Below are 22643 nucleotides of genomic sequence, written 5' to 3' on the forward strand. Positions count from 1 at the left end.
CCCTTCTGTCTATTGAGCATTTGAATGATCCTATCGTCGACGTGGTATCTGCGGCTTGAGGGTGCCAGATACAGCCCGGTCGGCCGCCACATACCAATATTGTCGATAGATTTAGTAGATTGAAGAAATGAACGCCTAACCTTGAACCTGAGCCCGAAAAATTCGCCTGCGCGCACTGTCTTCGGCGCAACGCTTCCGTATCCGCATCAATTCAAAGAAGCCGCCATTCGACAATTCGGCGCTGCGTCAGCGCCGGTCTATGCCATCGACAAGGACGGCATAACACAAGGTATTCTCGACGGCCTCAACAAGCCGCTTGCGCAGATGGTGACTCCGGCGCATTTCGACTGGAGCGACAGTGTTTCGGGCCTTGAATACGATCTCGACAGAGCCACGGCGCTGATCGCCGCAGCCGGCAAACCCCTAAAATTACACCTGACGACTGGCGCGTTCTTCGACCAACGCGTTGCTGAAGCTATCCTGCAGGAATTGCAGGACCTAGGTTTCGATGCCGATATGGTTCAGGTCGACACCCCGCCTTTCTGCAGCTTATCCAGAAGGGGACGGCAGATGGCCCCACCCTCGCCATCAGCGCGTTCTCCTGCGCATGCCGACGACGCCCTCTCCTCATTGTTCCACCCCGGCAGCAGCTGGACAGTCGCGAAAAGGCCGGAAATCGGCAGCCTGGTCAACAAGGCTGGCTCGTCCTCAGACGACAAGCGCCGCCTCGCCGACTCGCAAAAAAGTCTCGAACTGGATCGCCAAGGGCATCCCCACTGGGCCGCTTTACCAGATGGTGGCAATCTACAGCGCAGCGAGGCCCTTAAATTTCAAACCGACGCCGAACGAAAGCTTCTCGATCAACCGCATGAGTGGCGATGGTTGATTGGATTATAGCGGGCTTGAAGCGCTCGCTAGCCAATGTGTGGAAGGATTATAGCCAATGGAAAATAATTCGAGCTCACGGCTGACCAAGTGTCAGAGATGACCTCCGGCAGCGCAAAAGGAGAAAAAAACTCTACGAAGTACTCTATTAAAAATATATACTAACTATGCATTTGGAAAGCGGCCGATTAGATTCTCGTTCAGTAAAACGAGCAGCCGGAGCCGCCATGTCGCGTTCAATTCGCTTCAATGCCTTTGATATGAACTGCGTCGGACATCAGTCTCCCGGCCTATGGAAACACCCGCGTGATAGGTCCTGGAAATACAAAGACTTAGATTACTGGCAGGACTTGGCTAGAACACTTGAGCGGGGAATCTTCGATGGCATCTTCATTGCCGACGTGATCGGTTATTATGACGTTTATAAGGGTTCGAACTATCACGCCATTGAGCAGGCGGCACAGATTCCAGTCAACGATCCTCTGCAGTTGGCGGCACCCATCGCGCTTGCGACCGAACACCTGGGCATCGGCATCACCGCATCGACATCGTTCGAACATCCCTACACCTTCGCGCGCCGCCTCGCGACGGCCGATCACCACACTAAGGGGCGCATTGGCTGGAACATCGTGACCTCGTATCTTGAAAGCGGTGCGAAGAATATTGGCCAGCTTGGTCTGAAGGGGCATGACAACCGCTATGAAATCGCTGCCGAATATGTTGAGGTCCTATACAAGCTGTTCGAGGGCAGCTGGGAGGAAGGCGCAGTTCAGCGCGATGCGGTTCGCGGCATCTTCACCGACCCCAGCAAGGTGCACGAGATTGGCCACAAAGGCAAATACTTCGATGTCCCGGGCTATCATCTGAGCGAGCCCTCGCCGCAGCGTACGCCCGTCCTGTACCAGGCTGGCGCCTCAGGGCCGGGCAAGGCTTTCGCCGCAGCACACGCGGAATGCGTCTTCGTTGGCGCGCCGACCAAATCATTGCTCAAAGCCTATGTCGCCGAGATCCGCCAGCGGGCTGCCGATGCCGGTCGCGATCCACGCAAGGTACTGATCTACAATCTCTCAACGCTGATCATCGACGAGACGGACGAGAAGGCACGAAAGCGCTTCGAGGAATACCAGGCCCATAGCTCTTATGACGGTTCGCTGGTGTTCATGTCAGGCTGGAGCGGCATCGATTTTGGCCAGTACGCGCCGACCGATGCTTTGAAGAAGGTCGAAACCAATGCGATCGTTTCGATGGTCGAGCATTTCGCTGGCAAGGACAAGACGTGGACCGTGGAGGAACTCGCCCGCTGGGGCGGCATCGGCGGTGTTGGGCCAGTCTTCGTGGGTTCGCCGTCGACTATCGCCGACATCCTGCAGGAGTGGTCGGAAGAGACCGATGTCGATGGCTACAATCTTGCCTACGCGGTAACGCCCGAAAGCTTCGAGCAGGCCGTCGATCTGCTCGTACCGGAATTGCAGAAGCGCGGGGTCTATCCAACCGCGTACCGGCCGGGAACGTTGCGGGAAAAACTGTTCGGCGAAGGTCCATATCTTGCCAAATCTCATCCCGCAGACGCATATCGCGACATCGAGGCTTTCAAGCGCCGCCAGACTGAACGGGCGGCAACGCAACAGCTTAGAACTGCGGGCTTGTAATGTCGGCGCTTCTGGAACTGCATCACGTCTCACTTTCCTTCAAGGGCGTTACTGCGATCAGCGCCCTTAGCTTCTCGGTGCAGCCGGGGGAAATCTGCGCCCTGATCGGGCCGAACGGCGCAGGTAAAAGTTCACTGCTAAACGTGATCAACGGAGTCTATCGTGCCGATTCAGGCGACGTCGTCTTTGACGGCCTGCGCTTCGAGGCAATCCGGCCGCAAAAGGCCGCGCGTCTCGGCATCGGGCGAACCTTTCAGCATAATGCTCTCTTTCGTAGGCTTTCGGTCCGCGAGAACGTGTTGGCCGGTCTTTCACGGCATGGCAAGGCAAGTTTTGTCGAGAACATCCTACGCATCGGGCGCGATTGGGAGGAGCGGCGGACATTCCTTGCCCGCGCCGAAAGTATACTAGCCTTCCTCGGCCTCGAGCGGCATGCCGAGACCATCGTCTCGACCCTGCCCTACGGCTTGCAGAAGCGGGTCGACCTTGGTCGTGCCCTCGTTGCTGATCCCAAACTTCTTCTCCTCGACGAGCCGATGGCCGGCATGAACCAAGAGGAAAAGCATGAGATGAGCAGGATCATTGCGGAGGTCAACCGGACCTTCGGGACGACCGTCGTGCTGATCGAGCACGATGTCGGCATCGTGCTCGACCTTGCTCATCATGTCGTCGTTCTAGACTACGGCCGCAAGATCGCCGACGGCCTTCCTGCTGAAGTGCGCGCCGATCCAGACGTCATCGCGGCCTATCTCGGCACGGTTCATTGAGGAGAGCCCATGTCCTTTTTCTTTGAAACCTTGGTCACCGGACTGTTTGCGGGGCTAATGTACGCGCTCGTCGCCATCGGTTTCGTGCTGATTTACAAGGCCTCCGGCGTGTTCAATTATGCCCAGGGATCGATGGTGTTCCTCGCCGCCCTTGCCTTTGTCACGCTTGTCGAACACGGGGTAAATTTCTGGATCGCATTCGTGCTGACGGTCGCGCTGATGATAGCTGCGGCTGTCCTGATTGAGGCGACGGTTCTGCGACCCTTGCGCAACCGTGATCCGTTGACGTTGTTCATGGCGACGCTTGGTCTGAGCTTCGTGGTTGACGGCGCCTCGCAGTTCTTTATGGGCACCGACGTCCATATGCTCGACATCGGTGTCGAGGATATCGCCGAGAGTTACGGCGGCATCCTCATCAGCCAGTTTGACATCGTCGCGTCGTTCATCGTCGTTGCATTGGTGGCAGTGCTGGCCTTGGTGTTCAATAAGACCCGCATGGGGATCTCGCTGCGGGCTGTCGCCGACGATATGCTGGCAGCGCAATCGATCGGCATCCGCTTGCCCGCTATTTGGCGGATCGTCTGGAGCGTTGCAGGAATCGTCGCCCTTGTCGCCGGCTTACTTTGGGGCGCACGCCAAGGGGTTCAGTATTCGCTGTCCCTCATTACGCTAAAGGCGCTACCGGTACTTATTATCGGCGGCTTTTCGTCAATCCCGGGAGCTATTGCCGGCGGTCTGATCGTCGGCGCCAGCGAGGCGCTGGCCGACATCTACATAGGCCCGCTAGTCAACGGCAGTGTCTCCTCCTGGTTCGCCTACATTCTCGCCATCGCCTTCCTCCTCGTTCGGCCCTCAGGGTTGTTCGGCGAGCGCGAAATCGAAAGGGTGTGATGATGACCGCATTTCAATATACAAGCCTTCCCACCAGTGGGCGTATTGCGCCCAATGCGCGATACCTCCTGATCGCCGCCGGCCTAGCCGTCGTTTTCGGACTCATACCGGCAATCGCCAATGACTATTGGTTGAGTTCCATCATCATCCCGACGGTCGTCATGGGACTTGCCGGCATCGGCCTCAATCTTCTGCAGGGCTATACAGGGCTGGTGTCGCTTGGCTCTGCCGCCTTCATGGCCATCGGCGCCTTTTCCGCGTACAATTTCATCCTGAGAGTTCCTGGCATGCCGCTGCCAGTCGTCCTCTTGGCCTCGGGGCTCGTTGCTGCACTTGCCGGCGTCGTCTTCGGCCTGCCTGCGTTGCGCATCAAGGGTTTCTATCTTAGCGCTTCAACGCTCGGTGCACAGTTCCTTTTCGAATGGCTGTTCAGCAACTTCAGCTGGTTCTCCAACGACAGTCAGTCGCTGACTATTTCGGCGCCGCGTCTGACCCTGTTTAACTACGACCTGCAAACGCCGCTGGGCCGTTATTTGCTGGCCACCGGCGTCACGACCCTTTTGGTCGGTCTCGCCCTGCTCATCGTCCGGAGCCGCCTGGGGCGCGAATGGATGGCTATCCGCGACATGGAGACGGCGGCATCGGTGCTCGGGATCAAGGTCGCGCGGCGCAAGCTGCAAGCCTATGCTATCAGTTCCTTCTTTCTTGGCATCACCGGCATTCTCTGGGCATTCGCTTATCTCGGTACGTCGGACGCCCACACCTTCAGTCTCGACAAGTCCTTCCAGATCCTGTTCATCGTCCTGATCGGAGGCGTTGCGACCATCTTCGGCAACTTCCTCGGCGCCGCCTTCATTGTCCTGACGCCGATCCTGCTCGATCGCGTCGTCCTGGCAGCCCACCTGTCCTTCATCGGTGACCAAGGCGCCCTGACAAACCTGCAGCGCATCGTCTTTGGCGTCATCATCATCGTCCTGCTGATCAAGGAGCCGGACGGCCTGACGGCGCTCATTCGCCGCGCGGTCGGCATGTTTAGGGCAAAAAGGTCCGAATGAAGCCTGTTGGCGACAAGCGCAAATGGCGGTCGCCCCGATCAATCATTCTCATCGCTATCCTTCAACCACCGCATCAAGGGGTTACCATGTCTCTTTTTTCTAAGACAATCACGCTCAGCGCCACAGCATTGATCGCTTTATCAACTCTCGGCGCAGCCGCACACGCGGAAGAGGGAAGTGGCCAGCAGCTCTTCCCCCTGTTTTCCTACCGCACCGGGCCCTACGCGCCATCCGGCATTCCGCAGTGGGCCGGCTATCGGGATTATTTCAACTATATTAATGCGAACGGAGGGGTAAACGGCGTCAAGATCTTCGTTCAGGAATGTGAAACGGCGTATACGCTCGAACGCGCATTCGAATGCTACGAGCGCTATAAAAATGGATATGCCGGCGCTCCGGTTGCTGTGCTCTTCACCACATCGAGCGGCTTCGACGCCGCCGTCTCCGACAAGGCCCGCCAAGACAAGCTGCCGATCGTGTCGGTCGCCGGCGGTCGGGGCGATGCCGTCGATGGAAGCGTCTTTCCCTATCAGTTTCCGCTGCTATTCGACTACTGGACCGAGGCTTCAATCGTCGTCGAGCACATCGCCAATACGGTGGGCGGCTATGACAAGCTGAAGGGACTGAAGATTGCCACCCTTTACCACGACTCGGGTTATGGGCGTGAAACCATCCAGCCCATGGCGATCCTCTCCAAGAAATACGGCTTCGAAAATATCCAGATCCCCGTTCCGGACCCAGGCCAACAGCAGCAGGCGCAGTGGCAGCAGATCAAGCGCGCCGGCGTCGATTGGGTTTTCTTCCGAGCCTGGGGCGTGATGTCGCCGGTTGGCCTGAAGACTGCGGCCCGCGTCGGCTTCCCGGCCGACCACATCATAGGCGATATATGGACCGGATCGGAAGAAGACGCGCGTCCCGCCGGACCAGCCGCCAAAAATTATCTGGCGGTCTCCGTGTTCCCGTCTGGGACAGATTTCAAGGTCAGCCAGGAGATTAAGAAGAACATCATCGATGCCGGCAAGGGAGATCTGAGCGACGGCTCGAAGTTCGGTTCGGTCTATTACAATGCCGGCCTGCTGCAGGCGATCCTCTACACCGAGATCCTGCGGACGGGACAAGCCAAGTACGGAAACCGGCCTTTGACTTCAGCCGAAGGGCAGTGGGCCGTTGAACATCTCAACCTGACCGCCGAGCGTATCGAGGAACTCGGTGCCACGGGCCTCATAAGCCCAATCAAGGTGACGCCACAGGATCACGAGGGCAGTCCCGCTGCCAAGATCGTCCAGTGGGACGGCACGAGATGGACGGCAAAAACCGATTGGCTGAAAGGAGATCGACCGCTGTTCAAGGATGCCATCTACGCCAGGGCCGCAGCCTACGCGAAAGAAAAAGGCATCACGCCCCGTCCGTCCGACGCGGTCAACTAACACTAAAAGGATATGTGACATGACCACACAGGCGGAAGGGTTTCTCGAAGTCAAGGAGATAGAGGCCGTCTACGGGCAGGCCGTTCTCGCCGTGCGGGATGTGTCGCTTTCGGTCGGGGAAGGCAAGATAGTTGCCCTCCTCGGCGCGAACGGCGCCGGTAAGACGACAACCCTGAAGGCGATCTCCAATCTCTTGGGCTCCGAGCGCGGTAAGGTAAGTCGTGGCAGCATCAGTTGGCGCGGCCAATCCGTTAGTACGTCGTCAGCTTCAAGGCTGGTGGGCAAAGGACTCGTTCAGGTTCTGGAGGGTCGCCATTGCTTCCCGCAACTGACAGTCGAAGAGAACATTCTCGCTGGCGGATTTGTCCGAAAACCGTCGCGCCGGGCGTTACTCGACGATCTCGAGCAGATCTATGCTTGGTTCCCGCGTCTTCGCGACAAGCGTCGAACAAAAGCTGGCCTGACCTCGGGCGGCGAGCAGCAGATGGTGGCAATCGGTCGAGCATTGATGACAAAGCCCAGCCTCGTACTGCTGGACGAGCCGTCAATGGGCCTGGCACCGATTATCGTCCAGGAGATATTCGAGATCATCCGGGCGCTGAACAGACAGTCTGGCGTCAGCTTCCTGCTGGCTGAGCAGAATGCCAATCTCGCGCTCAAATACGCCGACTACGGCTACATCTTGGAAAATGGGCGCATCGCCGTTTCGGGGACTGCAGCTGACTTGCGCGCTCGCGAGGATGTTCAGGATTTTTATCTTGGCGGCGCGGCAGCAGTCACAATTAACTGACGGTTCCTTTAGATCCAAAACTGACAAGGACTTCATGATGACCACCCAGATAGATCTTGCATGGGGTGCAGGCCCAACCGAACGCTATGAGGAACTGGCTTCGAGCTTCCGCCCTCTGTTCAACGATATTGCCAAAGGCGCGCTCGACCGCGAGTTGATGCGTACCTTGCCACAGGCCGAGATCGACCGGTTGAAGCAAGCGGGACTGGGCGCACTGCGCATACCGGTCGCCGAAGGCGGAATGGGTGCGAGCTTGCCGGAACTGGCCAACATACTGATCGAGCTTTCCAACGCCGATTCAAACATTACCCAAGCGCTACGCGGGCATTTCGGATTTGTCGAGGATGTCGTTAACAAGGCGCCCGGCGGGTCTCGCCAGCGCTGGGTCGAACGCATTGTCCGAGGCGAGATAGCTGGCAATGCGTGGACGGAGGTCGGGGCCGCCAAGCAGGATGCCTTCTCGACGCGGGTCTCGCGCAAGGACGGCGGGCTCGTCGTTAACGGCACCAAATACTACACCACCGGATCCATCTTCGCCGACTGGATCGACGTCGGCGCGACAGGGCTGGAGGGAGAGGGCGTCTCGCTACAGGTTCGGCGTAACGATCCCGGCGTCAACGTTGTCGACGACTGGGACGGTTTTGGCCAGAAGCTGACGGCGAGCGGCACGACCGTCTTTACGGACGCGGTTGTCGATCCCGGTGACATTGTCGTCGACGACGACAAGTTTCGCTACGGCGCTGCCTTCTACCAGCTGGTCCATCTTGCCACTCTCGCAGGTATCGGCCGTTCGCTCGCTAACGAGGTGGCGCAGGCTGTAGCGGCGCGCACTCGCCATTATTCGAACAGCGCCGGGCCGCGCTCAAGCCAGGACCCACAGGTTCTGCAGGTAGTCGGTCGCTTGCGGTCCAACGCTTATGCTGCAAGTGCGATTGTGCTGCAGGTTGCCGCCGCCGTGGAGCGGGCCCATAAGGCCCATTTTGCCGGCGATCCAGAGGCCGAGGAGAGGGCCAATGCCATCGCCGAGCTGGAAACCTCGCAGGCCGTCACCGTCACAAGCAATCTCGTTCTCGAAGCCGCAACGATTGCCTTCGACGCGCTTGGGGCGTCCGCCACCCGGATTTCAGCCGGCCTCGACCGCCATTGGCGCAATGCCCGCACGCTGGCATCACATAATCCACGCATTTACAAAGATAGAATCGTTGGCGATTTCGCCGTGAACGGCACGCCGCCGCCTTATCAGTGGCGGATCGGATTGGCCCCGACCTGACCTGGCCAGAAGAAGCTTGAACTATGCAGTGTTCACGCTGACTGACGGATACATACTTGCCAGCCGCCATCGACATTGCACCCGCCACCATGCCGGCGATGGCGGCCACGAGTATATCCGAAGAAGCAGTGGAGGTGGACGCTACACCAACGATCAGGCTCGCCGTCGCGACGATACCGTCATTTGCGCCGAGAACCGCGGCGCGAAGCCAGCCGATGCGAGAGACAAGATGGTTTTCTACGTGCAATCGCTGAATGAGAACAGCCAATTCCGGATTGAGACAATTCAAGATTCAAAAAGACCGCATCCAGAGCGCCTATTGAGGTCATAATACAGGAACAGGACGGAAAGAACGAGCTCGTTGCGCAGAATGTCCAGGACCTAGGCGTCTGTGTCCCCGAATAAGCGGTCAAGACCAAGGTCAGCCGAGCGTTATTCCTCCAATCGGAAATCTCCTCGGCCCATAGCGCGTCATTTCGAGGGTGATGGGTGCCGAATTGAAGGTTAATCGGCTGCAGCGAGTCGTCGGCGCGCGCAAAGCCGCCAGCGGGCCGATGAGAATGACCGGCTTGCGGCTGCATAGGGGCGAAAGGCCGGCTTTGGACGCACGAAATCGGCGAGGGGCTTTTACCGTCGAGCCGAAGTCCCCCCGTGACTGGGATGATCCAGATCATTTTGTTGCCGTTGCCGTCGTCGTTTGCAGGCCCTCTGCCGACTGCTCCGCCTTGCTTGCGAACAGTCGTTTTAGCAGGCCGACGAGGTCGTCCACGAAGGTGTAGACGGTCGGGATGATGAGCAAGCTGAGGAACGTCGATGTAATCAGGCCTCCCAGGACCACGATCGCCATCGGCTGGCGAAAGCTAGAATCGCCGCCACTCAGGCTCATGGCGGCCGGCATCATGCCTGCTCCCATGGCGATGGTTGTCATGATGATGGGCCGGGCTCGCTTGTGGCAGGCGTCGACCAGTGCCTCGAAGCGCGCCATGCCGTTTCGGCGGGACATGATCGCGTACTCGACGAGGAGAATCGAGTTCTTGGACACCACGCCCATCAGCAGGATCAGCCCGATAATGGCTGGCATGGAGAAGCTCGTTCCCGTGATGAGGAGCGGTGCCAATGCACCGCCGAGTGCGAGCGGAAGCGCCATCAGGATGGTGACGGGCTGGAAAAAGTCATGAAAGAGCAAAACAAGGACCGCATAGATGCAAAAGATCCCGATGCCCATTGAGGTCCCGAAGCTGGTGAAAAGCTCGGAACTGCGCTGCAACTCCCCCTGCTCCACCTGGTGAACACCCTGAGGAAGCTGGCGAAGTGCGGAGAGCGCCTGGGCCTCCTTGTTGACGTCCCCCAGAATGCGCCCGTTCAACTCGATGGACAGCGTGATGTTTCGAGCACGATCGATGCGATCGAGCTCGGATGGACTGCCGCCGATCGAAATCGCGGCGATGCTTCCGAGCGCGACCTTGCCGTTCGCGCCGGCCACCTGCAGCTGCGATATGGCATCGATATCCTCGCGGGAGTTTGCATTGAAACGCACGCGGATTGGAATTTGGCGTTGCGGCAGATTGAGTTTGGCCAGTGCGCTGGAGTAATCGCCATTGGTGGACACCCGGACCGCCTCGGCGATCGTCTCGGATGTGATCCCCAGCGCCGCAGCCTTTGCGAAATCAGGCCTTATCTGGATTTCTGGGGCTTGCAGCGATGCACTCGATGTGACCGCACCGATGCCCTTGAGTGTCCGGAGCTGTTCCTCGAGCGCACTTCCCGCCTGCTCCAAGCTGGTGGGATCATCACTGGCCAGCGTCAACTCGAGCTTGGTGCCATTGCCGCCGGTCCCGACCTCGACGCGCACGCCGGCAAGAGAGGAGAGCGCGTTACGGATGTCGCTCTCGATCGCAGCCTGCTTTCTGCTGCGCTTCTTGATGTCGGTCAGGTTCACGACGAGGGTCGCCTTCGTCACATCCGCCGTTGTCGTGGAATCTATCCCGCTGCTGCTTGAGGAACTGCCGACGACGCTGAAGACCTGCGTGACATCGGTGAGTTTGGAGACGATGTCGCTCGCACGTCTCGATACGGCATCCGTCTGGTCCAGTGTGCTGCCGGGTTGAAGCGTCAGGGTGACCTGCGTCTGGGCATCGTCCGAGGCAGGGAAAAAGCCGGTTTGCAGGAACGGGATGCTCGACAAGGACAGGACAAGGAAGATGCCGGTCACTAGCATCGTCATCTTGCGATGGTTGAGGCAGGTTTTGACCAGCGCGATATAGGCCCTCATTATTCGGCCGTCCGCCGCTTCAGCCTGACCCGGCTTCAACAGATAGGCGGCCATCATCGGCGTCAGAAAGCGGGCCACCAGAAGCGAGGATAGCACGGCAACGGAGGCAACGATCCCGAATTGCCGGAAAATCAGACCGGGAATGCCGCTCATGAAGGCCGTTGGTAGAAAAACCGCAACAAGAGTGAATGTGGTTGCGATGACGGCCAGACCGATTTCGTCGGCAGCTTCGATCGCCGCGTTCATCGGCGTCTTGCCCGCCTGGAGATGGCGGGAAATGTTCTCCACCTCGACGATAGCGTCATCGACCAGAATGCCGACCACGAGCGACAATGCCAGGAGTGTAACGGTATTGAGGCTGTAGTCGAAGAAATGCATCACCAGGAAGGTGGGGATGATGGACAGCGGCAGGGCTATTGCGGACAGGCATGTTGCCCGGAAGTCCCGCAGGAATAGCCATACGACGATGACAGCGAGAATGGCGCCTTCGTAAAGCATCTCCATCGAGCCGTCGTAATTTTCGATGACGGGATTGACTGTCGTATACGCATCGACGATCTCCACTTCGGGATGCTGCGACGCGAACGCCTTCATCTCCTTTTGAATATCTTCGGCAACGGCCGTGTCCGAAAACCCATTGGATCGCTTGATCTGAACGGCAATCACCCGGTCTCCATTCAGATAGGCAAGGGACGAGCGCTCCGCAAAGCTGTCCGTCACTTTCCCAAGCTCGTCGAGCCGGACACTCTGTCCCGTCGAGAGGGGGATCGCCAACGTCGCTATATCCTCGACGGACGGAACGGCACCGAGCGTGCGAATGGTCTGACGCGAAGAGCCGATGTCGCCGCGACCGCCGGACTTGTCCGACTGCACAGATTTAACCCGTGCAGACACATCTGATGCGGTCACCCCGAGCGAGGTCATGGTGTTGGCATCGAGGTCGATATGGACCTCGCGATCAACCCCGCCCAGCCGATCGACCTCCCCTACCCCGCCGACCGACAGGAGCGCCTTGGTCATGTCGTTGTCGACGAACCAGGAGAGCTCGGTCTCGTTCAGTTGCTTCGAGCGCACGGCGTAGGCGACGAGGACGGATGATTGGACCGTAACCTTCGAGACCGTTGGCGAATCCATTTCCGACGGAAGATCGCTCTTGGCGCTGTCGACCGCGTTGCGCACTTCGTTCAGTGCGCTTTCGCTGTTTTTTTCGAGCTTGAACGAGACGCTGATGGCGACAGACCCGTCGGTGATCGTCGTCGTTATGTGATCGAGAAGGCTCAGGGTCGCGAGCTTGTCTTCGATCTTCCGTGCCACCTCCGTCTCGAGCTGGGTCGGCGCCGCGCCTTCCAGCGATGCGGCAATCTTGATGGTGGGAAGATCCATGTCCGGAAAATTCTGGACCTGCAGCTTGGAGAACGCCAGCAGCCCACAAACGGTCAACAATGCGAAAAGCAGGATTGGCGGGACAGGGTTGCGGATGGACCATGCGGAAATATTCATTGTGCCGCCCCGTAAACCTTCACGAGCGCGCCTTCCGACAGGAAAGCACCGCCAGACTGAACGATTGCCTCATCGCCCTTCAAGCCAGAAGAAATTTCGACCCGGTTGTCCCTGCGGCGACCGACATCGACGCGTGTCCGGTGAACCTTGTGCGCCTGATCGATTGTGAAAACGTAATTGATGCCGTCTTTGAAGACCAAGCTGGATTCCGCCACAGTCAGGGCGTCCTTGTTGCCGATATCGATTGTGCCCGACACATAGAGGCCCGACCTGGGCTGCGGCTCCTTGGGCAAGGCCACGTACACGATCGAGCGACCCGTATCGGTGCTGACTGTCGGCGCGATGAGCCTGACGGTACCCTTGAAAGTTGCGCCGTCGGGACGTCTGATCTCCGAGGTTTGCCCCTCTTTGATTTTCATAAGATATTGGGTCGGAATCTCAGCCTGCCACTCGATGCGTTGCTGACGCGTGAGACGAAACAACTCCGTTCCTGTGGATACCACGGCACCCAAGGACGCGGATCGCGACGTGATGATGCCGTCATCGACGGCGGCAATCGTGGTTTGCGCAAGTTTGATGCGCTGGCTTGTAAGCGTAGCCTGTTCGGAATCGAGGTCCGCCTGCGCACTTTGTTCTGTCGTGAGATATTCAACTTGCTTCTGATCGGAAAGTGCTCCCGAACCGCTCATTTGGCGGGCCCGGTCAGCATCCGCTTTCGCCTTTGTCAGGGATGCCTGCTTGGATACGACAGCGGCTTCCTCCTTGCGCAGATCCGCAATTACTGTCTCCTGGTTGAGCCGAACCAGAATGTCGCCCTTTTTTACAACGCTGCCGACGTCCGCCAGGACCTCGGTGATACGCAGCCCACTCGTTTCGGATTCAATGACGGCTTCATGCCACGGCTTGAGCCAGCCGGTCGCCGGCACGGTTTCGGGCCAGTCCTTGGTTTCCGGCTTGACCGCGACCACCGTCAATGCAGCTGCTCCCTCGGTCTTTGCCTGTTCTTCCGCCGAGACCTGTGCCACGCCTACCCAACAGGTGACGATGGCAGTCGCCAGCACCCGATGAACGAGACGGTTAGAGCGATGTCGGGAATTTTCAGTCGGTTCGATTTGGCGCGAATTTGTCATTGGGCGATTGGCTTTGCTGGTAGGTGCGGCGCTTCGACCAGGTCGCGCGCGGCAGGCTGTGAAATGTCAATTGGGCCGGTCCAACCGCCCCCGAGGGCTTTGTTCAGCGAGACGTAGTAAGTGGCGATATCGGTCCTGGTCTCGATGAGGTTCTGTTGAGCGGAGTACAGCGAGCGCTCGGCGTCCAGCACATCGAACAGATCGCCTTCACCGGATGTCTTGAGCTTTTTGGAGAGATTGGCGGCCGTGCGATAGCCTTCGACAGCCTTGCCGAGGTCCACCGACCGGGCACGCGATCGATTGAGGGAAACGATGGCGTTTTGAACGTCCTCCAAAGCGGAGAGGACGGCTGACTGATAAGCGAACACGTATTGGTCGCGCTGCGCCTTGGCGACATCGACCGCTGCCTTCAACTGGCCACCCTTGAAGATTGGGATTGTAAGCGACGGCCCGAACGACCAGCCGATCGTGGATTTCTTTCCGAGCTCCGAAACGCTCGCAGCAGATGAATTTATGGATCCCGTCAGGCTCACAGAAGGATACCGGTTGGCCTCGGCCTCACCGATCTTTGCGGTCGCCTGGGCCAGTTGCCGTTCAGCCTGGCGGACGTCGGGTCGGGTGTTCAAGATGTCAGCGGGTATTCCGACCGATAGCCTCGGAGGAGGCGCTGGAAGCCTCGATTTTTTGCCAAGAAGGCCGTCAAGCAGGAGAGGGGACTTGCCGAGCAGCACACCCAACCTGTTGACGGACTTGGCATAGGAGATTTCATAGGTCGGGATATCGGCATGGGTGGAGGCAGCCTGCGCCTCGGCCTTGGAGACATCCACCATCGATGAGCCGCCCGCCCCATATTCCGTCCGTGTGAGCGATGCGGTCTGGCTCTGGGATTTGGAAGAATCGCGAGCCAGTTCGGTGAGCTGCTGGTATTCCCGTGCCTGAATGTAATAGGTGGCAACGTCCCCGATCAGGGTCACGAGCGTATCGCGCAATTCCTCGTCTGCCGCATCGACCCCGTATTTCGCGGCTTCCGCCGCGCGCTTGTTGCCTCCGAACAGATCGAGTTCCCAGCTTGCATCGAAGCCCGGCTGGTAATTGTTGTAGATCGTCGCCGGCGCGCCGGCGGCAGCGGCGGTGCGATTGCGCGTCGCAGATGCCGTACCCTCGAGCGTTGGAAGCAATGTGCCCACCTGCTCTCGATAGCTGGCACGCGCTTCGCGCACCTTGGCCTTTGCGGTGGCAACATCTAGGTTCGCGGCAACGGCCTGCGCGATGAGATCGTCCAGAATTGGGTCCTTCATTTGCTTCCACCACTCAGCCAACTGAGGCGGCTTATCGGCATGGACGGCCGCCTTCCCGCTCCAGCTTGCAGCCATAGGGAAGCTTGGCTTCTGGTAGTCCGGACCCACGACGCAGCCACTGAGCCCGCCGGCGACCAGAAGCAGCGCGCACAACTGGCGGGGCGCTCCGTTAAGGCCTGCCCAGAGACGATGATGTCGGGCAACATGGAAATGGCGGTTGGCCGGTAATGCGCCGTTGGACCTGGGAGGAGCATTTTCACGGACGCTCGGCCAGAGAAACCGGGCTTGGGCTATGGTCATCTTGGTCAAACTGGCTCCGAGGCAATTGCCGACGGATCTTCTGATAGCGACTGCGATGTTAAGCGCCGTTAAGGAAGTGTAAAGTTGTGTAAAACTTCTACCGGTTCGCCATCTTCTGTATATTCGTTTATCTCTGACAACGTGGAAGCCAAGATGCCGAAAGTTCTTCTCATCGACGATGATATCGAGCTGACGACGCTTCTCAGCGAATATCTCGTGGAAGAGGGATTCGACGTCGAAACATCGACTGACGCCCGGGTCGGCATCTCCGGTGCCGCCGACCAATCGGTCGACATCATCGTTCTCGACGTCATGATGCCGAGAATGAACGGCATCGATGCGTTGCAGCGTATCCGCCGCCTTGGCAATGTTCCCGTCCTGATGCTCACGGCGAAAGGGGACGACATCGACCGGATTTCCGGCCTTAACCTCGGCGCCGACGATTATGTCGCCAAGCCCTGCTCTCCGGGTGAGCTTGTCGCGCGCATCCGCGCCATCCTCCGGCGAGCCGGAGGCCGACTTGATGAACAGGATATTCTTCGTGTCGGCGACCTGATCCTGAATTCTGCGGGGCGAGCAGCGCAATGGCAGGGAAAGCCGCTGGAATTAACGGGTGCCGAATACAATATTCTCGACGTGTTGGCGCGCAACGCCGGACAGCTTGTACCGAAACAGGAAATCTCCCGGCGTGCATTCGGTCGACCGCTGACGCCGTTTGACCGGCGCATAGATGTGCACATCAGCAGCGTCCGTCAAAAGCTCGGTGTTCGTGCTGACGGCACCTCGTGGATCCGCGCGATCCGTGGGCAAGGATACCAGCTGGTGCAGGCACTCTGATGCGGAGGCTCTTCTGGAGAATTTTCGCGATTGTCTGGCTGACGATGGCGGCGTCGCTTGCGCTATTGTTCGTCATCAATTCCCTTTTCGGCGTATTACCCCTCCCCGAGGAACTTCGCGATCAAAGAACAGGCCTGGCACTTGATACAGCCGCAGTGCTCTTGGCGAAAAACGGTGTTGGGATAACACAACAATACCTGACGGCAGTCGCCACGACACCCTCACCCGTTCATCTGAGCCTGGCGGTCATTGGAGATTCCATGGCATGTGCAACAAAGGTTACGGGTCAATTCGAGCGACGTATCCTCTATGGTGGCCAGTGCTATCAAGTGATCGCAGTCACAACAGAAATCGATTTTTTGGCGCGCACTCTGCCAAAGCTCGTCCCCTGGACGTCGGCAATGCTCGCTGCTGCGGTTACGGCCTATTGGCTAGCCCAGTATCTGACACGACCGGTAGAGCAGTTGCGAGGCGGTCTTCGCGCACTTGCGCAGGGTCACTTCGATGTCAGGATTGGCGGCGACACCAATCTGAAAAGAGACGAGATTCAAGCGCTCGCCCATGACTTCGACGTGACAGCCGCCCGTCTTCAGGATTTCCAGGATATCCAGCGACGTCTTTTCCACGACGTGTCTCACGAGCTTCGGTCGCCCCTATCTCGACTTCAGGCGGCCGTGGGGCTGCTGAAGCAGAATCCCAGCCGGTTGCAGGCTATGGCCGAGCGCCTTGAGCGCGAGATCGCGCGGATGGACGACCTCGTCGGTGAAGTTTTGACGCTCGCGAGACTGACGGCGAGCGACAAACAGCCAATGGAGCGGCAGACTGTCGATCTGGTCGATTTGCTTCAGGAGATTGTCGATGACTGCGCTTTTGAAGGCGCCTCCCGCAACATCCACGTCACCTACGAAGGCGCGAAATCTTTCGTCACATCGGTAAATGGTGAGCTTATTTACAGGGCTATCGAAAACGTCGTGCGCAATGCCGTAAAATACGCGCCGCCGGATTCAAGGGTTGTCATTTGCGCAGAAAGAGCCGGCCAAAACTTCGTCATCACAGTCCTCGATGAAGGACCCGGCATAGCGAAAGACATCCTCGCCGCCATATTCCAGCCGTTCCGCCGTGGAAACGATGTGCCTGAAGGTACCCCCGGCTTCGGACTCGGATTGGCAATCACCAAACATGCTTTCGCCAGCCACAGCGGCCATGTGGAAGCGGAGCTTCCTGCCAAAGGCGGTCTGCTCATGCGGATGACACTTCCCGTTTGACCTGTCTTCTTGGAATGACAGCAGGCAACTGAGCACCCCGGTTATGCCGGAGTGCTCTGGTTGCGTCAATTCAGACGACGGGCCGCAGATCGCGAACCGTACTGACCGATTCCAGCAGTGCAGCAAGGTGCAGGATCGTCGATGAGTTGTGCTCATGTGAGGCTCCTTCGAGATTTGCCTGCATATCGATCTGGCGGCGGAGGTTGGCATCAAGGCCGCAAGCCTCTACTACCACTTCCCGAGCAAGGCGGATCTCGCGATCGCCGTGGCGAAGCGATGCTGGCAAGACTCGGCCGAATACCTTGAGGGTCTGCTGGCAGAGACGCCGCACGATCCGGGCCGCTCCCTGCATCGATATCCTGAGACATTTCGTTGGGCGTTGCAGAACGACAACCGCATGTGCCTCTGCAGCTTCATGGGTGCCGAGTACGACGACTTGCCTGAGGCGCTAAAAAAAGAAGTGCAGACGTTCGCCGATGTCAACGTGGCGTGGCTGAGCAAAACCCTTTTTGCTGCAGGGATTGTCGGCCATGAAGAGAGCGAAGCACGAGCTCATGCCGTCTTCGCCGCCGTGGCCGGCGCCCAGCTAATGGCAAGGAGTCGATCAGACATAACACTCTATGATGCCTTGATCGACGCCTATCGCATTGCCGGGCTCCTTCCGGCATAGTGACAACAGAGTGCCCGGCAGTGGGGTCCCCAAATGTCTTGCTAACGTCGTATCGCCCCCTGAAACCCGTGAGGTGCCGATGCGACGGTCAGCGGTCGCTCGAACAGGCGATCAAGCAGTTAGCCTGAACACGCAACCCATCAGATCCCATACCGCCGATCGAGCTCTTCGAGGCCAGATTGCACTTCATCGATCGCGATTGGCTCTGGCGTTCCAGGCAGTTGACGAAGGCCGGGCTTTGAGTCGATCGCATAGAAATCCGACGCCCACGCCGCGAGGATGGCGCGCTTGTCATCGACGGAAAGAGTCGGCGCTCTCACCACGTCGATCGGCCTCCGAAGCTTCATGCCCTGAATAAGAACCGACGGCCCCATCGCCATTGCATTGTTGGCGGCCTGCTGCAACATTGTGTGCATCATCGGTCTACCTCATCGTACCTGAGGATCCCGGTCACGCCGCTGGCGTGACGCGGCGATCACGTTTGTTTCGGGCGCCAGCAGATCGTGTTTCTCGGCAAAGGCGGCAAACAGTCCCCGCACGGTCTCTCCTTCGATCTCACCCCGCAACGCGGCATTGCATGCCTTGAGCACAACCGAATGGGCTGGGTCTCTAAGTGAGGCAGGCCATTCGATGAGATGCCGGTAGGCGTCCATCACGCCGCTTACTTCCGTCGGAAAGCCAAGACCGACAAGAATGGAAACGGGCTGTCTGAACATATCGGATTTCATAGCTCTCTCCTTTCCAACCCCGAATGTTGATGGGCGCCGCTACAACTGCGCCCGGTTTAGCCAAGACGACAGAGTCAAGCGGCCTTGCGAGCTTCGATCTGCGCGTGAGCGGCAGAGGTCAAAGCGGCCTCGTTTTGGATTGAGATTTTGCGCGGCTTTAGGGCCTCTGGGATCTCGTGAATGAGATCGATCGACAGGACACCGTTGCTCAGATCTGCTCCGTTCACCCGGACATGATCGGCAAGCTTGAACCGGTGCTCGAACGGACGGGCGGAGATACCGCGATGCAGGCAGCAATCGGTGGATGCTTCCTGCTTCCTGCCAGTGACAGTCAGCAGCTTGGACTGTAAGCTGATGTTGAAGTCGTCCCGGGCAAAGCCAGCCACCGCGATCGATATCCGGTAGGTGTCGTCATCGTTCTTGACTATGTCGAAGGGCGGCCAGTCGTTGGTCAAGCGGGCGCGCTCAGCGTTTTCCAGAAGGTTGAGCACCCGTTCGAAGCCGACGCTCGAGCGGAACAGCGGTGCATAGTCGTAAGATGTTGCCATAGCCATATCCTCCTCTAAGCAACATGGTTACGGAAGCGCCAAAAGGCAGCGTCGGACCGGTGTCGGACCTGTCATCAGCGGCTGACCTCATTCGAATTGGTTTTTGCAATTTTTAAGTTCAAGGGCCATTGTGAAAAAAATTCGCTCGCCTTGTCCCGGACAAGAACTTCTCGAATGACACGCAGCCTGAAACACGCGCGGCAACGACCGCGCCGATCGTCCTTGCGAACCGGTCGGTTGGTCCGATTGTCTGCGTCGCAGCTTAATGTACAGAGCGGCTGATAACGCGATGCGGATAAGCTGCCTTGAATTGCGATATCATCGCAAAGGCCTGCTGCAACACCCGCTCGGCAACCTCGGGCCTGTCACGAGCAAGTTCATCGGCATGGATGCGGATTGCTTCTGCCATATTGGCCGACAGTGCCGCAAAACGTCCCTCGCCATACACCACAGCCTCCTGTGAGGCGGTCTCAAGCCAACGGGCAAAATCGACGATGATCTCCTCCCGCTCAGGGATGCTCGCGCTTTTGATGATATTGATGTTTTCTTCCATGCGGCCTCACTCCATACAAACGTGGACAAGTCGGCAGAGCTCATCAAGACTCGGCCGCCCGATGAGCTAGGAAGTGAGGAAATAAGCTTCAAGCCTCAGTGGAGTTTGAATTCCCCGTCGACGCGCCGCCACTCATTGGGGCCGATTAGGCGCTGGTGGCTATAACGCACCGAATGCAGCGGCCCATCGAGGGAAGCCTGCCAGAAATCCAGGAACCTGCGCATTTCGGGAAAGTCAGGGGCGAGATCGTAATCCTGCCAGACATAGGTCTGCAGGACGGATTCGAAATCCGGGATGCGATAGAGAATATGCGCGGTTGTCAGCCCATAGCCTTTCAGCTGGCGCTCCAGATCAGATGAAAAATTCATGCTTTCATCTCCGTTTTGTGACATCAGGAGGATGCCTCAACTGTGCGCCATCATCAACCTTTCCAAACGAAAAAATTGATATTGTCATTCCTTTACAGCGTGTTAGCAGCCGTCAAAACCGAGTGCTAATTTTTTTCCGCTACCCTCTTGAAATCAAAAAAATACGAAAATAAATTTTTGCGCGAAACGCTCAAAGAGGTTTCGTTCCTGCCCGACTGGGCATCCGGCCGGGCAACAACGTCATCATTGTTTGTCCATGGAGGAAAACATGTCGTTTAGACCGCTTCATGATCGCATTCTCGTCCGTCGCGTCGAATTTGAAGAGAAGACCAAGGGCGGCATCATCATCCCCGATACCGCCAAGGAAAAGCCGCAGGAAGGCGAAGTCATCGCCGTCGGGCCCGGCGCGCGGAATGAAGCCGGTCAGATCCAGGCGCTCGACGTCAAGGCCGGGGACCACATCCTGTTCGGCAAGTGGTCCGGCAATGAGATCAAGATCAACGGCGAAGACCTGCTGATCATGAAGGAAAGCGACGTCATGGGCGTTATCGAGGCCCAAGTCGAGCAGAAGAAGGCCGCCTGAGCCTGACCTGTCTAACCATCAGTCAAATAGCTGCCTATTGAGGAGTTAAAAAAATGGCTGCGAAAGAAGTCAAATTCAACACCGATGCCCGTGAACGCATGCTGCGTGGGGTCGACGTTCTGGCGAATGCCGTGAAAGTCACGCTCGGCCCGAAAGGTCGCAACGTTGTTATCGACAAGTCGTTCGGCGCACCGCGCATTACCAAAGACGGCGTATCTGTCGCCAAGGAAATTGAGCTTGAAGACAAGTTCGAAAACATGGGCGCACAGATGCTACGCGAAGTGGCGTCAAAGACCAACGATCTCGCCGGCGACGGCACCACCACCGCGACTGTTCTGGCCCAGGCGATCGTCAAGGAAGGTGCCAAGGCGGTGGCATCCGGCATGAACCCGATGGACCTAAAGCGGGGCATCGACATCGCCGTCGATGCGGTCGTCAATGAACTGAAAGCCAACGCTCGCAAGATCACCAGCAATTCCGAAATCGCCCAGGTCGGCACCATCTCCGCCAACGGCGACGAGGAGATCGGCCGGTATCTTGCTGAAGCAATGGAAAAAGTCAGTAATGAGGGCGTTATCACGGTCGAGGAAGCCAAAACGGCTGAAACCGAGCTGGAAGTCGTCGAAGGCATGCAGTTCGACCGCGGATATCTCAGCCCCTATTTCGTCACCAATCAGGACAAGATGCGGGTTGAGCTTGAGGATCCCTACATCCTCATCCACGAGAAAAAGCTTTCCAACCTGCAGGTGATGCTGCCGGTTCTGGAATCGGTGGTGAAATCCGGTAAGCCGCTACTGATCATTGCAGAAGACGTCGAAGGCGAAGCGCTTGCAACGCTCGTCGTCAACAAGCTGCGTGGCGGCCTCAAGATTGCCGCGGTCAAGGCTCCGGGATTTGGTGATCGCCGCAAGGCGATGCTTGAAGATATCGCCGTCCTGACGGGCGGAACAGTCATCTCGGAAGATGTCGGTATCAAGCTTGAAAACGTCACGCTGAATATGCTCGGCCGCGCCAAGAAGGTGGCAATCGAGAAGGAAAATACCACCATCATCGATGGCGTTGGCTCAAAGGTCGAGATCGACGGTCGCGTTGCGCAGATCCGCGCTCAGATCGAGGAAACCGCTTCGGACTACGACCGCGAAAAGCTTCAGGAACGTCTTGCCAAGCTCGCTGGTGGTGTGGCCGTGATCCGTGTCGGCGGATCGACCGAAGTCGAAGTAAAAGAGAAGAAGGACCGCGTCGACGATGCGCTGCATGCGACCCGCGCCGCCGTCGAAGAAGGTATACTACCCGGTGGGGGCGTGGCACTCCTGCGCGCGGTCAGGGCCCTGGATGGCCTGCCTACAGCCAATGACGATCAGCGCGTGGGGATCGACATCGTTCGTCGGGCGATCGAGGCACCAGTCCGCCAGATCGCGGAAAACGCCGGCGCCGAGGGTTCGATCATCGTCGGCAAGCTGCGCGAAAAGACCGATCTATCCTTTGGCTGGAACGCCCAGACAGGCGAATACGGCGATCTTTATGCCCAGGGCGTCATTGATCCCGCCAAAGTGGTGCGCACCGCGCTGCAGGATGCAGCCTCCGTCGCCGGCCTGCTGGTCACGACAGAAGCAATGATTGCTGACAAGCCCAAGAAGGACGCCGCACCGGCGCTGCCTGCCGGCGCTGGTATGGACTTCTAGCATCACGGAGGCCCGCCCGTGTACGCGGGCGGGCCTCCAGGGACGATCCCGAGCGGATTGACCTTCGGCGTTGAACTTGGAAACACGCCAAGCAAACCGAGATGGTGGATCGATGCCGGGCCGTTACCGATCTAGGACGCCAGCCAAAGCCTTCTCTCTTTGAAAACCAAGGTGC

At 58.3% G+C, this 22643-nt stretch carries 21 protein-coding genes and 1 pseudogene; 13 read left to right on the plus strand and 9 right to left on the minus strand.

What is annotated here, in order from left to right; translation table 11 throughout:
• Positions 1–141 precede the first annotated feature (141 nt).
• The 8 genes from J5278_RS21590 to J5278_RS21625 all read left to right on the plus strand — a co-directional run bounded on the left by J5278_RS21590 (position 142) and on the right by J5278_RS21625 (position 8734).
• Positions 142–897 (plus strand): ABC transporter substrate-binding protein, encoded by a 756-nt coding sequence (locus J5278_RS21590; RefSeq protein WP_244615510.1) that lies wholly within the window; start codon positions 142–144, stop codon positions 895–897.
• 215 nt (positions 898–1112) lie between these two features.
• Positions 1113–2534: an LLM class flavin-dependent oxidoreductase gene (locus tag J5278_RS21595; RefSeq protein ID WP_219259090.1), complete on the plus strand. Its 1422-nt coding sequence runs from the start codon at positions 1113–1115 to the stop codon at positions 2532–2534.
• Positions 2534–3301 carry an ABC transporter ATP-binding protein gene (locus J5278_RS21600; protein WP_209185839.1) on the plus strand — a complete coding sequence of 256 codons (768 nt, stop codon included), beginning with the start codon at positions 2534–2536 and terminating at the stop codon, positions 3299–3301. Before J5278_RS21595 ends, J5278_RS21600 begins: the two co-directional genes overlap by 1 nt.
• A 9-nt stretch (positions 3302–3310) precedes the next feature.
• The gene (locus J5278_RS21605) at positions 3311–4192 is read left to right on the plus strand and encodes a branched-chain amino acid ABC transporter permease (RefSeq protein WP_209185838.1); all 882 of its coding nucleotides are present in this window, start codon (positions 3311–3313) and stop codon (positions 4190–4192) included.
• 2 nt (positions 4193–4194) lie between these two features.
• Positions 4195–5247, plus strand: a complete 1053-nt coding sequence (locus tag J5278_RS21610; RefSeq protein WP_224128293.1) for a branched-chain amino acid ABC transporter permease — start codon at positions 4195–4197, stop codon at positions 5245–5247.
• A gap of 86 nt (positions 5248–5333) precedes the next feature.
• Positions 5334–6674: an ABC transporter substrate-binding protein gene (locus J5278_RS21615; RefSeq protein WP_209185837.1), complete on the plus strand. Its 1341-nt coding sequence runs from the start codon at positions 5334–5336 to the stop codon at positions 6672–6674.
• Positions 6675–6693: 19 nt separating this feature from the next.
• Complete coding sequence (locus J5278_RS21620) at positions 6694–7464, plus strand: ABC transporter ATP-binding protein (RefSeq protein WP_209185836.1); 771 nt, start codon at positions 6694–6696, stop codon at positions 7462–7464.
• Positions 7465–7501: 37 nt separating this feature from the next.
• A complete protein-coding gene (locus J5278_RS21625) occupies positions 7502–8734 on the plus strand; it encodes an acyl-CoA dehydrogenase family protein (protein WP_209185835.1) in 1233 nt (410 codons plus the stop codon).
• A gap of 34 nt (positions 8735–8768) precedes the next feature.
• Here the strand turns inward: J5278_RS21625 and J5278_RS21630 are convergent.
• From J5278_RS21630 to J5278_RS21645, 4 genes and pseudogenes are all read right to left on the minus strand, one after another.
• Positions 8769–8990: pseudogene (locus J5278_RS21630) on the minus strand (VIT1/CCC1 transporter family protein); the annotation flags it as partial.
• 414 nt (positions 8991–9404) lie between these two features.
• Positions 9405–12506, minus strand: a complete 3102-nt coding sequence (locus J5278_RS21635) for an efflux RND transporter permease subunit (protein WP_209185834.1) — start codon at positions 12504–12506, stop codon at positions 9405–9407.
• Complete coding sequence (locus tag J5278_RS21640) at positions 12503–13636, minus strand: efflux RND transporter periplasmic adaptor subunit (RefSeq protein WP_219259092.1); 1134 nt, start codon at positions 13634–13636, stop codon at positions 12503–12505. Before J5278_RS21640 ends, J5278_RS21635 begins: the two co-directional genes overlap by 4 nt.
• On the minus strand, positions 13633–15042 hold the full coding sequence (locus J5278_RS21645) for an efflux transporter outer membrane subunit (protein WP_374108315.1): 1410 nt from the start codon (positions 15040–15042) through the stop codon (positions 13633–13635). The genes J5278_RS21640 and J5278_RS21645 overlap by 4 nt, the downstream gene beginning before the upstream one ends.
• Before the next feature lie 345 nt (positions 15043–15387).
• Here J5278_RS21645 and J5278_RS21650 point away from each other — a divergent pair, with 345 nt between their 5' ends.
• The 3 genes from J5278_RS21650 (at position 15388) to J5278_RS21660 (ending at position 18006) form a co-directional block, all read left to right on the plus strand.
• Positions 15388–16071, plus strand: coding sequence for a response regulator transcription factor (locus tag J5278_RS21650; protein WP_209185833.1), 684 nt, complete (start codon positions 15388–15390; stop codon positions 16069–16071).
• Positions 16071–17336 carry a HAMP domain-containing sensor histidine kinase gene (locus J5278_RS21655; RefSeq protein WP_209185832.1) on the plus strand — a complete coding sequence of 422 codons (1266 nt, stop codon included), beginning with the start codon at positions 16071–16073 and terminating at the stop codon, positions 17334–17336. Before J5278_RS21650 ends, J5278_RS21655 begins: the two co-directional genes overlap by 1 nt.
• A gap of 172 nt (positions 17337–17508) precedes the next feature.
• Positions 17509–18006 carry a TetR/AcrR family transcriptional regulator gene (locus J5278_RS21660; protein ID WP_219259187.1) on the plus strand — a complete coding sequence of 166 codons (498 nt, stop codon included), beginning with the start codon at positions 17509–17511 and terminating at the stop codon, positions 18004–18006.
• Positions 18007–18146: 140 nt separating this feature from the next.
• Here J5278_RS21660 and J5278_RS21665 read toward each other — a convergent pair whose 3' ends face one another.
• The 5 genes from J5278_RS21665 to J5278_RS21685 all read right to left on the minus strand — a co-directional run bounded on the left by J5278_RS21665 (position 18147) and on the right by J5278_RS21685 (position 20203).
• A complete protein-coding gene (locus J5278_RS21665) occupies positions 18147–18425 on the minus strand; it encodes a hypothetical protein (protein ID WP_142831663.1) in 279 nt (92 codons plus the stop codon).
• A 9-nt stretch (positions 18426–18434) separates the two neighbouring features.
• A complete protein-coding gene (locus J5278_RS21670; protein WP_219259094.1) occupies positions 18435–18734 on the minus strand; it encodes a DUF982 domain-containing protein in 300 nt (99 codons plus the stop codon).
• A gap of 74 nt (positions 18735–18808) precedes the next feature.
• Positions 18809–19282: an Hsp20 family protein gene (locus J5278_RS21675; RefSeq protein WP_219259096.1), complete on the minus strand. Its 474-nt coding sequence runs from the start codon at positions 19280–19282 to the stop codon at positions 18809–18811.
• 262 nt (positions 19283–19544) lie between these two features.
• Positions 19545–19835: a hypothetical protein gene (locus tag J5278_RS21680; RefSeq protein WP_219259098.1), complete on the minus strand. Its 291-nt coding sequence runs from the start codon at positions 19833–19835 to the stop codon at positions 19545–19547.
• A gap of 95 nt (positions 19836–19930) precedes the next feature.
• Positions 19931–20203, minus strand: coding sequence for an usg protein (locus tag J5278_RS21685; RefSeq protein WP_219259100.1), 273 nt, complete (start codon positions 20201–20203; stop codon positions 19931–19933).
• Positions 20204–20471: 268 nt separating this feature from the next.
• On the opposite strand from J5278_RS21685, the gene J5278_RS21690 reads away from it, so the two are divergent.
• Together J5278_RS21690 and groL are read left to right on the plus strand one after the other, a co-directional pair.
• Positions 20472–20786 carry a co-chaperone GroES gene (locus tag J5278_RS21690; RefSeq protein ID WP_219259102.1) on the plus strand — a complete coding sequence of 105 codons (315 nt, stop codon included), beginning with the start codon at positions 20472–20474 and terminating at the stop codon, positions 20784–20786.
• Positions 20787–20839: 53 nt separating this feature from the next.
• Entirely contained in the window at positions 20840–22468 is a 1629-nt protein-coding gene (gene groL / locus J5278_RS21695) for a chaperonin GroEL (RefSeq protein ID WP_219259104.1), read from the plus strand.
• Positions 22469–22643: the final 175 nt, after the last annotated feature.

The sequence above is a fragment of the Rhizobium sp. B21/90 genome, assembly GCF_019355815.1.
Taxonomy (GTDB): domain Bacteria; phylum Pseudomonadota; class Alphaproteobacteria; order Rhizobiales; family Rhizobiaceae; genus Rhizobium; species Rhizobium rhododendri.